General features: G+C 72.2%; 9 protein-coding genes and 1 tRNA gene. 6 read left to right on the forward strand and 4 right to left on the reverse strand.

What is annotated here, in order from left to right; genetic code table 11:
* Positions 1–12 precede the first annotated feature (12 nt).
* Entirely contained in the window at positions 13–4,641 is a 4,629-nt protein-coding gene (locus ACWA15_RS01930; RefSeq protein ID WP_464057724.1) for a sigma-70 family RNA polymerase sigma factor, read from the forward strand.
* 18 nt (positions 4,642–4,659) lie between these two features.
* Here the strand turns inward: ACWA15_RS01930 and ACWA15_RS01935 are convergent, their stop codons facing one another.
* Both ACWA15_RS01935 and upp read right to left on the reverse strand, forming a co-directional pair.
* Positions 4,660–5,229: a winged helix-turn-helix domain-containing protein gene (locus tag ACWA15_RS01935; protein ID WP_464057726.1), complete on the reverse strand. Its 570-nt coding sequence runs from the start codon at positions 5,227–5,229 to the stop codon at positions 4,660–4,662.
* 283 nt (positions 5,230–5,512) lie between these two features.
* Positions 5,513–6,151, reverse strand: a complete 639-nt coding sequence (upp, locus tag ACWA15_RS01940) for a uracil phosphoribosyltransferase (RefSeq protein WP_464057728.1) — start codon at positions 6,149–6,151, stop codon at positions 5,513–5,515.
* 126 nt (positions 6,152–6,277) lie between these two features.
* Here upp and tadA point away from each other — a divergent pair, with 126 nt between their 5' ends.
* Positions 6,278–6,712 (forward strand): tRNA adenosine(34) deaminase TadA, encoded by a 435-nt coding sequence (tadA, locus tag ACWA15_RS01945; RefSeq protein ID WP_464059374.1) that lies wholly within the window; start codon positions 6,278–6,280, stop codon positions 6,710–6,712.
* A gap of 50 nt (positions 6,713–6,762) precedes the next feature.
* Here tadA and ACWA15_RS01950 read toward each other — a convergent pair whose 3' ends face one another.
* Positions 6,763–7,581 carry a Sir2 family NAD-dependent protein deacetylase gene (locus ACWA15_RS01950; protein WP_464057730.1) on the reverse strand — a complete coding sequence of 273 codons (819 nt, stop codon included), beginning with the start codon at positions 7,579–7,581 and terminating at the stop codon, positions 6,763–6,765.
* Between the two features lie 65 nt (positions 7,582–7,646).
* Between ACWA15_RS01950 and ACWA15_RS01955 the strand changes: the two genes are divergently transcribed.
* A complete protein-coding gene (locus ACWA15_RS01955; RefSeq protein ID WP_464057732.1) occupies positions 7,647–9,227 on the forward strand; it encodes a peptide MFS transporter in 1,581 nt (526 codons plus the stop codon).
* A 60-nt stretch (positions 9,228–9,287) separates the two neighbouring features.
* On the opposite strand, the gene ACWA15_RS01960 is transcribed toward ACWA15_RS01955, so the two are convergent.
* Positions 9,288–9,965 (reverse strand): hemerythrin domain-containing protein, encoded by a 678-nt coding sequence (locus tag ACWA15_RS01960; protein WP_464057735.1) that lies wholly within the window; start codon positions 9,963–9,965, stop codon positions 9,288–9,290.
* Positions 9,966–10,141: 176 nt separating this feature from the next.
* On the opposite strand from ACWA15_RS01960, the gene ACWA15_RS01965 reads away from it, so the two are divergent.
* The 3 genes from ACWA15_RS01965 (at position 10,142) to ACWA15_RS01975 (ending at position 12,491) form a co-directional block, all read left to right on the forward strand.
* Positions 10,142–10,231 (forward strand) — tRNA-Ser (locus ACWA15_RS01965).
* Positions 10,232–10,606: 375 nt separating this feature from the next.
* Complete coding sequence (locus ACWA15_RS01970; protein ID WP_464057737.1) at positions 10,607–11,188, forward strand: NADPH-dependent FMN reductase; 582 nt, start codon at positions 10,607–10,609, stop codon at positions 11,186–11,188.
* 43 nt (positions 11,189–11,231) lie between these two features.
* Positions 11,232–12,491: a hypothetical protein gene (locus ACWA15_RS01975; protein WP_464057739.1), complete on the forward strand. Its 1,260-nt coding sequence runs from the start codon at positions 11,232–11,234 to the stop codon at positions 12,489–12,491.
* Positions 12,492–12,574: the final 83 nt, after the last annotated feature.

The following is a 12,574-nucleotide window of genomic DNA, read 5'->3' on the forward strand; positions in this document are numbered from 1 at the left end:
GAAGGTGGTGCAGTGACCCAGGACCAGATCTCCGTGTGGGACGCAGCCTCTCCCGACACAGAACTGATCACAGCCGTCCGCAACGGTGCGACGGCTGCCTTTGGCGCGCTCTACGAACGGCATGCGGGCGCGGCGCGCACGGTGGCCCGACAGTACATGTCCTCGACCGCGGGCGCGGACGACGTGGTCGCCGACGCATTCACCAAGGTGCTGACCATCTTGCGCCGGGGGGGCGGGCCGGACACGGCCTTCCGCGCCTATCTCTTCACCGTCGTGCGCCGCCTCGCCTATGTGGCCGTCAACCAGAGCCGACGGGTCCAGCCGACCGACGACGCCGGGTTCGAGTCCGCCTTCGGCCCCTCGGCCTCGAGCGAGGAGCCTGCCCTCGAAGGTTTCGAACGGTCGACCGTGGCTAGGGCCTACCGGGCGCTCCCTGAGCGGTGGCAGGCTGCGCTGTGGTACTCCGAGGTCGAAGGGCTCGCACCGGCTGAGTTCGCCCCGAGCCTCGGGCTCACCGCCAACGGCGCAGCGGCGCTGACCTACCGTGCCCGCGAGGGCCTGCGCCAGCAGTATCTGCAGCAGCACCTGACGTCGGCGCCCACCGAGGACTGTGCGAGGACCAACCCGCTGCTGGCCGGCTACGTGCGCGAAGCGTTGTCCAAGCGCGACACGATCCTCGTCGAAGCCCACCTGGAGTCCTGCGGGGAGTGCCGAGGGCTGCTCGTCGAGCTCGGAGACGTCTCGCACGGTATGCGCGCGATCATCGCACCGCTGGTGCTCGGCCTCGCCGGCGTCGGCGTCATCGGTGGTGGGCTGCCGCTGTGGGGGACCGCCGTGGCGACCTCAGCGACGGCAGCGACGGCGTCGACGGCATCGACCGCGGGTGGCGCCGGGACGTCCGCCGGAGCAGCCGCCGGGTCCACAGTGACCGGTACCGCGACCGTCGCAGCGACAGGTACCGCAGCGACCGGCACCGCGGCGAGCGTCGCTGCTGCCGTGAGCATCACGGGTGCGTCCGTGGTCGCGGGCGCGGCGGTCGCCGCCGCGAGCGGCGGAGGCGCCGCCGCGAGCGGCGGAGGCGCCGCCGCGAGCGGCGGAGGCGCTGCCGCTGGAGCGTCAGGAGCGGCGACCTCGACGGGGGTCGCTTCCGCCGCAGCGTCATCGGTCGCCGCGGGAGGTGCCGCATCCGGAATCGGCGCGGCTCTGGCGGGCGTGCCTGCTCTGCTCGTCGGTGCGGCGGCGGTCCTGGTCGTGGGCGCGGGCGTCGCGGTCGCGGCCGCCCTCGGGGTGTTCCCCGGTTCGGACGAGCCCGTAGCCCCGCCCCAAGCCGTCGCACCTCCCGGCCCGCTCGCGACCGACGGCACCGACGGCACCGATCCTGCCCCGCAGCCCCCCCTCCTGGACCCGTCGGCCGATCCGACGGATCCGGCCAACACCCTCGTGCCGGACGGCACCCCGTTCACCGACGCTGACGTCACCCCACCCGCCCGCGGAGACGGCGCACCGTCCCCGGTGCCGAGCGCACCGTCGTCGGCCCCTGACCGGGCCGCTCCCGCCGGCAACCCGTCCAGCCTGAGCCAGGCGACGACGCCGAATCCTGACCCGACTTCTAGCCCGGTCCGCGGTCCGACCGCCACCACGCCTGCCCCGACTCTCGCCCCGCCGACCGATCCCACGGCCGACCCGACGAGCGATCCCACATCCCCACCCGCCTCCCCGGCCGACCTGCAGGTCGTCTTCGACGGCGCCACGATGGTGGCGCGTCAGGCCAACACGGTCGAGCTCGCGGTGAGCAACACCGGAGGCACCGCCGCCACGGACGTGGCCGTGTCCCTGACCGTCCCTGACTCGCTGCGCTTCGTCCCGGAGTCCAGCTCGAGCAGCGGGGTCTTCGGACCGCGTCTGGCCGTGACCGCGGCGGACGGCTGGTCGTGCTCGGACGTCGGGTCCAGCACCGGGACGCACGTCGTGCGCTGTCTCGTCGACGAGATCGCCCCCGGCGCGGACGTGACCCTTGCCCTCGCCTTCTACGCCGAGAACGCTGTCACGGCGAACCTGACCGCCCAGGTGTTCGTCGGGCAGGTCCCGATCGGCGCGCCGTGGCCGTTCACCTCCCAGGTCGACCCAGCACCGGCGCGGCTGTCCGCGACCGTGACGCCGGTGGCGGCCCTGGTCTCCGGTCAGCCCGGTCACGTCGCCGTGACGGTCGCGAACGGAGGCCACGTCACGGCCACCGACGCCCAGGTCTCGCTCACCCTGCCGGTCGACAGCGGGATCAGCTGGCGGGTCGCCGCCGGCGGGGCTGGTGTCCTTCCTGCGCCGGGCAGCACCCCGGGATGGACGTGCGCCCTCGGGGGCGAGGTCCTCACCTGTGGGGGGCCGGCGGTCCACGGGGACGGGCGAGCCACGGTCATCGTGCCCGTCCAGGTGGGCGACGGATCGACCTTCGTCGGGGCGCTCGAGCCCGCCACGACCTTCACCGGGTCGCCGGACCCGGTCCCGGCCGCGGTCGCGTCCAGGGTGTCCGTCGCGCCGACAGGGCTGTCCGCCGCGAGCATCCTGCAGGGTCACCTGCAGGTCGCCCACGTCGCCGGCCCGCTCGGGGCCCCGCTCACCCTCGAGCTGCCCGACGCCGTCACGGTGCGCGAGGCCACGCTCGTCTGGTCCGGTGAGGACGCCGCCGGCTTCGAGACCGCCGACCTCACCGAGGTGGAGGTCCGTACCGACGCCGGCGGGTTCGCCCGCCAGACGGTCACCGGGCGCTCGACGGTCCTGCCCTCCGCGCCCGGAGGAACTTCCTCCTACTGGGGAGCCGCCGACGTCACCGCGCTCGTGACCGATCATCTCGGGGCTGGCCGGTGGTTCGTCGCCCCGATCGCCGGCGCCGCGCTCCCGGCAGACCTCACATGGTCGTTGACGGTCGTCTACGAGCGCGCCGACCTGCCCGCCGCGACGGTGACCGTGCTCCACGGACCGCCGGCCGCGCTCGCGCCCCCGGTCGCCGGATCGCCGGCGGCCCCGGCGCCCGTCTCGCCTTCCGTCCTGCTGCCCGCGACGGGCCCGGTCCGCGTCGCCGCCACCGGGGTGGCCCGGGGCGCCACCGACCTCGCGGTCAACGGCTCCCTCCTGGCGCCGCTCCCGGTCGCCCTGCCCGACGTCGCGACCTTCCGCTCCGCGGGCCTGCTCGCCGTCTCACCGGGCCGGCACGCACCGCTCGCGCTGACCATCGGCCCCGGCGCGAACAGCTTCGACGTCCTGGTCGTTCACTCCTCGACCGGGTGGGAAGACCCCGGCCCCGAGCTGTCGGGCGTGCTCGACCAGCCCCAGCCTCAGCGTGCGGCTCCCACGCTCGGCGTCGACCCCGTCGCGACCGTCGCGATCGGAGACGGGGTGACCGTCCCGGTGACCCTGCGCAACGGCGCGGACCTCGACCTGACGGACGTCACGCTGACCCTCGACCTCCCGGACGGGGTCGCCGGGACCGTCTCCGCCGCGGGCTGCGACGACACCCTGAGGTGCGTGATCGGCCCGCTGTCCGCGGGGCAGGCCAGCCTCGTCCCGCTCTCGCTGGCGGCCGTCGACGGCTTGGTCAGCTCGGGGGAGATCGCCTACACGGTGACCGGGACCGATCCGGTCACCGGGGCGCAGGCCCAGGCGAGCGGGACGTTCACCGTCACCTCGCAGAGCGAGCTGGGGATCCGCGGGACCTGGCTGGGATCGGTTGCGGTGACCGAGGTCGGTGCACCGCTCCTGCGCTGCGAACCCGGGTCCGTCGCGGCCGGACGCACCTGCGCCCTGGCCGACGACGTCGCCGGGGGCGTCGCGCAGAACAACCACCACGTCATGAAGCCGCTCAACGCAGCGGGTGGTACCACGTCCTCGTCGTCGGCCACGGTCGACCTCCCGGCGGGAGCGAGCGTCAAGCACGCCGGGCTCTACTGGTCCGCGAACCGCAAGGCCGGGGAGGTGTTCACGCAGGACCTCACCGTGGCGAAGGTCCGCGGACCGGGGACCGGGACCTACCAGGCCGTGGCCGGTGAGGTGCTCGGCCAGGTCTCCGACAGCGGCGGGCGCGTCTCCTACCAGTCCTACGCCGACGTCACCGACCTGGTCGTCGCGGACGGGCCCGGCGAGTGGTCGGTGGCCGACGTCGCGCTGCCCGCGATCGACTACGACGAGAAGTTCGGGGGCCAGGACTCCTACTACGGGGGCTGGTCCCTCGTCGTGGTCTACGAGGACGCCGCGCTGCCCACCGGGACCGTCACCGTGCTCGACGGCGCGCTCGCGGTGACCACCAAGTCCACGGCGAGCTTCAGCTTCTTCGACGACGCCGGGACGGCGACCGTCGGGGTCGTCGCGTGGGAGGGTGACCGCGGCGTGACCGGTGACCGGCTGCTGCTCAACGGGGCCGCGATGAGCCCGGTGCTGCACGGATCCACGGCCGGGAAGGTCCTGCTCGGCCAGGCCGCGGACGCGTTCAACTCGACCGCCTGGGGATCGGCCGCCCGCTACGGCAACTCTCTCGGCGTCGACGCGAAGAAGTTCGAGACCAGGCCGGTCACGGCCGGTCAGAACACCGTCACCGCCGAGACCACCAGCGACCAGTACATGATCGGCGTCCTCACTTTCACCACGCACTGACCGGCACGTGGGCGCCGGTCACCCCGCCCGGGTGACGACGCCGATGTCGCCGATGTCGCCGACGTCGATGACCTCCACGTACTCGCTGGGGACGAAGCGGTAGCCGGCGCCGCGGACGGTGACGATCTGGTGCTGCAGGCCCAGCTTCTCGCGCAGCCGGCGCACGTGGACGTCGATGGTCCGGGACGCGGAGCCCATGCCCTCCGAGCGCCACACGGACAGCATCAGCTCCGAGCGCGACACGACCCGCCCGGGGGACGTCACGAGGTGGGACAACAGCTCGAACTCCTTGTACGTGAGCCGCTGCTCCGCGCCGTCGGCCACCACCCGGCGTGCCGGGAGGTCGATCCGCACCCGCGGTGACAGGTCGACGTCGAACAGCGACGTGTGGGCGATCACCTGGAGCGCGGTGAGCCGCTGGCGCAGCGCGCCGAGGTCCTCGGTGCGCGGGGTCTGGGGGCTGGCCTCGCCCAGCGACAGCGCAGTGAAGGTCTCGGCGGTGGGAAGGAGCTCGCGGGCGAGCTCGCCGAGCGTCTCGGCCAGCTCGATGATCTCGGCGGCGCGATGCCGACGGTCTGCGGGGTCCATCCCGACCCAGAGCAGAAAGCCGGGCTGGGGGCGTGTGGGTGCGGAAACATCGATGGGAGCCGTCATGGCATTCTCCGGGTATGCGTGGGGTCCCGGGCACGGGACAGGTCGGTGGTCTGAGGAGAGTCAGAACCGACAACACGCACGACCGCACGCGGACATGACGAGGCGCACCGAGGCGGCGGCGTCAGTCAGGCGTGGGGTGTTCATCAGGGAAGACTCGCAGGTGATCTCCCGATCACCTAGAGGTGACACCAGACGTCTCACATGGTGGCGGTGCGACTCAGTCGACGACGCCGTACAGCCGGTCGCCGGCGTCGCCCAGGCCAGGGACGATGTAGCCGTTCTCGTCCAGGCGCTCGTCGACGGCCGCGACCACGACCTTGACGTCGATGCGGTCCCCGATCGCCTTGTCGAGGATCTCAAGCCCTTCGGGGGCGGCGAGCAGGCACACCGCGGTGACGTCGCGGGCGCCGCGGTCGAAGAGGAAGTTGATCGCCGCCACGAGCGTCCCGCCGGTCGCGAGCATCGGGTCGATGAGGAAGCACTGGCGACCGGTGAGGTCGTCCGGCAGACGGTTCGCGTAGGTGACCGCCTCGAAGGTCTGCTCGTCGCGCTGCATGCCCAGGAAGCCGACCTCGGCCGTGGGGAGCAGGCGGGTCATGCCGTCGAGCATGCCCAGCCCGGCGCGCAGGATCGGCACGACGAGCGGGCGCGGGTCCGCGATCCGGGTGCCGACCGTGGTCGTCACGGGCGTGGTGATCGTGTGCGGTTCGGTGCGCACCTCACGGGTCGCCTCGTAGGCGAGGAGCGTGACGAGCTCGTCGACGAGGAGCCGGAACGTCGGAGACGCCGTCTCCTTGTTTCGCAGGACGGTGAGCTTGTGGGCGACCAGCGGGTGGTCGATGACGTGCAGGCGCATGCCCCCAACCTACCGTCTGGAGGCCGGGCGAGGTGCCGGGAGGGCGGGCGATAGGCTCAAGCCGTGCCAGAGCCCGCCGCGCAGCAGCCCACCCCCGTCCTGGGGCGCGCCGATCTCGATCGACTGATGGCGCTGGCCATCACCGAGGCGTCCCTCGCGCTCGAGACCGGCGACGTGCCGGTCGGTGCGATCGTCGTCGGGCCGGACGGGACCATCATCGGCCGCGGGCACAACGCCCGGGAGGCCACGGGGGATCCCACCGCCCACGCCGAGGTGCTCGCGCTGCGTGAGGCCGCAGGCGTCGTGGGGGAGTGGCGGCTGTCCGGATGCACGCTCGTGGTCACCCTCGAACCGTGCGCGATGTGCGCCGGGGCGATCCTGCTCGCCCGGGTGCCGCGGCTGGTGCTCGGCGCCTGGGATGCCAAGGCCGGGGCGACCGGGTCCGTGTGGGACCTCGTGCGTGACCCCCGGATGAACCACCGCGTCGAGGTCCTGGGCGGGGTGCGCGAGGCCGAGTGCGCGGAGCAGCTCGTCGCCTTCTTCGCTGAACGACGTGGCTGACCTGCGCTGACCTGCGCTGACCTGCGCTGAACTACGCGGAGCTGGCCGCCTCAGGAGGTGAGGGCGTCCGCGAGGTCGCGCAGCGTCGTCGTCGTGCCCGCGTCCAGGACGACGGTGGCGAGGTGGTCACCGCGGGTGACGCCGCGGTTGACGATCACGACCGGCTTGCCGGTCTTGGCGGCGTGCTTGACGAACCGCAGACCCGAGTGGACGGTCAACGAGGACCCGGCCACCAGGAGGGCGGCGGAGTCGTCGACCATCGCGAAGGCGCGGGTCACCCGGTGCTTGGGGACCATCTCGCCGAAGTACACGATGTCGGGCTTGAGGAGCCCACCGCAGCTCTCGCAGTCCACGGGGCGAAAGTGCGCGGTGGCCTCGATGACGGCGTCGGCGTCCGGGGCGATCTCGATGTCCTCGACCCGGCCCACCGACTCCGTGAAACCTGGGTTCGCGGCCTCGAGGCGCACGGCCAACGATTCACGTGAAACCAGAGCCGCGCAGCCCAGGCACACCACCCGGTCGTAGCTGCCGTGCAGGTCGACGAGGCGTGAGCTGCCGGCGGCGGCGTGCAGGGTGTCGACGTTCTGGGTGATCACGCCGGCGACCCTGCCGGATGCCTCGAGCTCGGCGAGGGCACGGTGGCCGTCGTTGGGCTCGGCGCGGCGCACGTGCCGCCAGCCGACGTGGTTGCGCGCCCAGTAGTGGCGCCGGAAGGCCGGGTCGCCGATGAACTGCTGATACGTCATCGGCCGTCGGACCGGTGAACCGGGACCGCGGTAGTCGGGGATCCCGGAGTCCGTCGAGAGACCCGCACCGGTGAGCACGGCGAACGGGCCCCGAGAGAGCAGGTCGAGGAGGGGGGCATCCACCCCTCCAGGCTACGACGTCGGGTGCAGGGTGGCTGCATGCCGGGTTTCAGTCCTAGATTGGGCGCATGCCACCTTCCGAAGACCGGCCCGAGGACCACCTCGCGGAGCCCGAGAAGCCGCCGACGGCCGCCGGGACGAACGCGACCGACACGAGGTTCTTCGGCCACCCGCTCGGCCTGATGACGCTCTTCGGCACCGAGCTGTGGGAGCGGTTCAGCTACTACGGCATGCGCGCGATCCTGCTGTTCTACCTCACGGACACGATCGCCGAGGGCGGACTGGGGCTCGATCCCGAGACGGGCCTGGCCATCACCGCGATCTACGGTTCCTCGGTGTACCTGCTGTCCGTGGTCGGTGGGTGGTGCGCCGACCGGGTGATCGGGGAGCGGCGATCCGTCCTCTATGGCGGCGTGATCATCGCGGCCGGCCACGTCCTCCTGGCGGTGCCGGGCGGGCCGGGCTTCTCCTACTCCGGGATCGCCGCGGTGGCGCTCGGGACCGGGCTGCTCAAGCCCAACGTGTCGAGCATGGTCGGTGAGCTCTACACCCGGGGTGATGTCCGCCGCGACTCCGGCTTCTCGATCTTCTACATGGGCATCAACATCGGCTCCCTCGCCGCACCGTTCCTGGTCGGGGCGGCCCGGAGCGTCGGCGGGTTCCACGCCGGATTCGCCGTGGCGGCTGTGGGGATGGCCTTCGCGCTGGTGTTCTTCGTACTGGGCCGGGCTCAGCTGCGCGGTGCGGGCGAGACGGTGATGAACCCGCTGACCCGCCAGGACCGCCCGCAGCTCGCACGTGGGGCGCTGGCCATCGGCGCGCTCGTCGTCGTGCTCGGGCTCGCCGCGCTCGCGGTGACCAGCGCCCAGGCCGGCGAGCTGTCCTTCGGTGCGGCCGGCGTCGTCAACCTCATCTCCTACCTCGCGTTCACGGCACCCGTCGCCTACTTCACAGTCATGCTCCGCTCTCCCAAGGTGACCGCGCCCGAGCGCTCACGGGTCCTGGCCTACATCCCGCTCTTCGTGGCCGCCATGCTGTTCTGGATGATCTTCGAGCAGGCGGCGTCGTCGATGTCCGCCTTCGCCGCGAGCAAGACGCAGCTGGACTTCGCGGGGGTGAGCATCAAGCCGGAGTTCTTCCAGTCGGTCAACCCAGCGATGGTCATCCTCCTCGCACCGGTCTTCGCGTGGCTGTGGATCCGGCTCGGCGACCGTGGGCCGAGCACCGCCGTGAAGTTCGGCATCGGGCTGGGCATGGCGTCGCTGTCCTTCCTGTTCCTGTCCGGGATGACCCTGCTCGCGGGGGACGGGCAGGTCAGCTCCTGGGTGCTGGTGGGCACGTACTTCGTGCAGACCGTCGGGGAGCTGTGCCTGTCCCCGGTCGGGCTCGCAGCGACCACCCTGCTGGCGCCGGCGGCGTTCCGGTCCCAGGCGATGGCCCTGTGGTTCCTCGCCCAGGCCGCCGGTCAGGCGATCACCGCGCAGATCGTCTCGGCCACCGAGGACCTCGCGGACAACTTCGGTGCGTACTTCGGCATGATCGGGCTCGTGACGTTGGGGCTCACGGCGGTCTTCTTCATGCTGGCGCCGTGGATCACCCGGCACATCGCCGCGGGTGAGCAGCTCGCGGGGTCGGTGCCGGGGCACTGACGGCCGCGATGGGGGCCGTCATGTGGGCACAGGCCTGCCGTTCGGGGCGCCGACCCGCCGTCAGGCGAGGGTGGGCGGGGGCGCGAGCCGGCGTCGTTCGTGCGCGAACTGGCGTCGCCCGAGGGTGGAGTAGGCCAGACGGGCCGGGAGCGGAAGGTTCTGCCTGATCCACTGCTTGCCGTCCTCAGCAGACATCGAGGCGAGGATCCAGCCGAGCTGGACGAACCTCCGGTCCGGGGAGATCTTGCTGCGTCCAGCCTCACCGAGCCGGTCCCACTCGGCCTGGGTGAGGGTGGTCGACGCGACCGGCAGGATGTCGTTCTCCTCGTCACCCACATGCAGGAGGAGAGTGGTGCGGATGGTGTCGAAGGCTGCCATCACGGACCGTCGACTGTCCGCGCTCGCAGTCGCCTCGAAACCGGGCAGGACGTCCTCGAGCTCCGCGATGAGGACGGCCACGGCCGCGTGCTGGGCCCGCATCTGTCCCACGTGCAGCGCGCACCCCGGCGCCCGGGCCTCGAGGTCATCCCACAGCAGGTTGTCCTCGGTCGTGTGGTGGTCGCTCAGAGCGTGGGTGATCTCCCGCAGGTGGGAGGCGACCACCCGGGCCTGGGGGCAGTCGCCGTCGGGCACGGCTTGGATGAGCGGCCTGGCCTGCGTGAACAGGTGCCGGAAGAGGTTGTGGACCATGACCATGTTCGAGGTGTCGCATCCTTGCGACGGTGCGTAGTCGTTCATGAGGTCCCCAGGTCGATCGGGCGGACAGAGGGTGCATCGCATGGGCTCTGCGTCCAGTAATGCCCTGTTTTGCGGACCTCGCAACTGGTCGGGGGGTGATCGTCGGGTGAGTCGCGAGCCGCCCGCGCGGAGGGGATTTCGTTGATCGGCGGTTCAGAAGGTACTGTTCTGGGCGAGGTAGCGTGTCCGAGCGGCCTAAGGAGCACGCCTCGAAAGCGTGTGTGGGTGAAAGTCCACCGTGAGTTCGAATCTCACCGCTACCGCCAGATGCCCCGACTCAGGTCAGGGCTCGTGAGTGCCAGAACCCCCCGCGAGGGTCCCGCAAGGGCTCCCCGGGGGGTTTTGTCGTCCCCGGGGCCGAGCCGGGCCGAGCCGGGCGCCGGACCGCGCCGGACCGCTCGCCGAACTCGTGAACCGTTCGCCGAACTCGTGAGTCAGGCCGGTTTCTCCTCGGCGGCCGGCGCTGGCTCACGAGTTGGGCGGCTCGCTCACGAGTTCGGCGGGCGGTGGGGACGGCGGGGGCGGGGGGAGTGACCGCGTGGGGGCGGTCTGGCCTCGGCGCGAGGGTGGGCGTAGTTTCGAGAGGAGCGCTCGCCGTCTGGCGTTCGCCGATGACGACGAACGCCCCACGGAGGTGGGAGATGAGCACGTACACCATCGGATACTTCGTCGGGAGCCTGTCCCGGGAGTCGATCAACCGCACGCTCTCCAAGGCGCTCATCGCCCTCGCCCCACCCGAGCTGACGTTCACCGAGATCCCGATCGGCGACCTCCCGCTCTACAACCGGGACCTCGACGACGACTACCCGCCGTCGGCCCAGGCGCTCAAGGACGCGATCCTGGCCGCCGACGCCCTGCTCTTCGTCACGCCGGAGTACAACCGCTCGATCCCCGGTGCACTCAAGAACGCCCTCGACTGGGCGAGCCGGCCGTGGGGAACCAACTCGCTCACCCACAAGCCCTCGGGCGTCATCGGCGCCTCGGTCGGTGCGCTGGGCACGGCGTTGGCGCAGCAGAGCCTGCGCGGGGTGCTCGCGTTCTGCAACGCCCCGCAGATGACCGCCCCGGAGGCCTACATCCACTTCACCCCGGAGGTTTTCCTGGCGGACGGGACGGTGACCGACGCGGGCACGCGGGAGTTCCTGGCGACCTACATGCAGGAGTACGCCGACTTCGTCGAGCGGGTGCACACGATCCTGCCGCAGCGCCGCGGGCGGGCGTGAACGCCCGTCGCACCCTCCTTCCCCGGTGTGTGAGACTCGAGACATGCACGACCTCTCCTCAGACACCGACCGACTTGCCCTGGTTCCGCTCTACATCGCCGTCGAACCGCGCGATCCGCGCGGTGAGGGACTGCGGTCGAGCGAGGCCCTCGAGCACATCCCGGCCGCCACCCTGGGCGAGGTCGCGGAGGTGCTCATCCAGCTGGGCGTGCCCGCCGACCTGCTCGACGGCGCGGTGCTCGGCGCGCCGGGCTGGATCGTCGCGCGCACGGTGGGCTGGAGCGACGGCCGGATCGTGCGCTGGGCGCCCGACGAGAACCCGGTCAACGGTCCCTACCCGACGCTCTCCAGCGACGACGTCGCCACCTACCTGGCCCGGGCGATCGACGTGAGCTGCCGAGTGGCCAGCGACCTGGAGATCCCGGGGGAGACCCCGGGCGACGACGCCGTCGGGCTCGTCATCGAGCAGCGGTCCGGGGCCGTGGTCGGCGGCATGCGCTCGACCGACCTGCCGCGGCTGGCACACCTGGCCTCCTCCGACCTGTGGTTCACCCAGATCGACGGGGCGTCGATCGTGGCCGGCGTCGACCCGACCACGGACCTCGAACCCGTCGTGACCAGCCCGTCCCCGGTACCGAACATCGGCCTGGAGCGCAACGGTCCGTGGCGGAGGATGGGCCTGGTCCGCTCGGGCGCGATCGTCACCGCCCACCAGTGGGGCCCGCAGTGGTTCCGGGTGGACCCCTCCGGCGGGGCCGATCCCGCCTCGGACGTGCTCGCCCTCGTCGACGACTACTTCGACGCGCCGAGCGCCGACGCCGACGACGTCGCCCAGGAGTTCGGCCTGGGTCCGGCCCAGACCGACCGCCTCGCGGATCTGCTCGCCGACGCCGACGCCGACGACCCCTTCACCACGCTGCTGCGCCTGCTCGACCTGCCGGTCGAGGCCGCCGAGGTGGCCGAGGGCTGGCTGCCGCCGTCCGACCTGCCGGACGTCCGCAAGGTGGAGTCCCAGCCCTTCGTGCGGGCCATGTGGTCCTCGCTCACCACCGTGCCGACCGAACCGGGGCGGATCAACGACCTCCAGCGGCTGTGGATCCGCCGGCCTCGCCTGTACTGGGTGCTCTCGATCGCCGAGACCGCCGCCTGCGCCGCGGGCGCCGCTGTGCTGCTCCGCCCCTCGCAGCGCTCCGGACTGCGCCGGGCAGCCGGGTGGGCCCTCGCCGCCTCCGCGCTGCTCAGCGTGGCAGACATGGCGGTGCCGCGCCGGTGGCGCGGGTCCGGTACGACCGGCCCGCGCTAGCCTCCGCCCCCGATACCGCCCGAGATCCCGCCCGCGGTCCCGCCCGGCCGTCACCGCGGACGAGGCCGCGATGGCCAGTGTCT

The sequence above is a fragment of the Sanguibacter sp. TS_SC_8 genome (assembly GCF_055361235.1).

Coding starts and splice junctions, on each gene's coding strand:
- tadA (WP_464059374.1), top strand. CDS start 6,278: ATGGCGCTGGCCATCACCGAGGCGTCCCTCGCGCTCGAGACCGGCGAC.
- ACWA15_RS01970 (WP_464057737.1), top strand. CDS start 10,607: ATGAGCACGTACACCATCGGATACTTCGTCGGGAGCCTGTCCCGGGAG.
- ACWA15_RS01960 (WP_464057735.1), bottom strand. CDS start 9,965: ATGAACGACTACGCACCGTCGCAAGGATGCGACACCTCGAACATGGTC.
- upp (WP_464057728.1), bottom strand. CDS start 6,151: ATGCGCCTGCACGTCATCGACCACCCGCTGGTCGCCCACAAGCTCACC.
- ACWA15_RS01955 (WP_464057732.1), top strand. CDS start 7,647: ATGCCACCTTCCGAAGACCGGCCCGAGGACCACCTCGCGGAGCCCGAG.
- ACWA15_RS01975 (WP_464057739.1), top strand. CDS start 11,232: ATGCACGACCTCTCCTCAGACACCGACCGACTTGCCCTGGTTCCGCTC.
- ACWA15_RS01935 (WP_464057726.1), bottom strand. CDS start 5,229: ATGGACCCCGCAGACCGTCGGCATCGCGCCGCCGAGATCATCGAGCTG.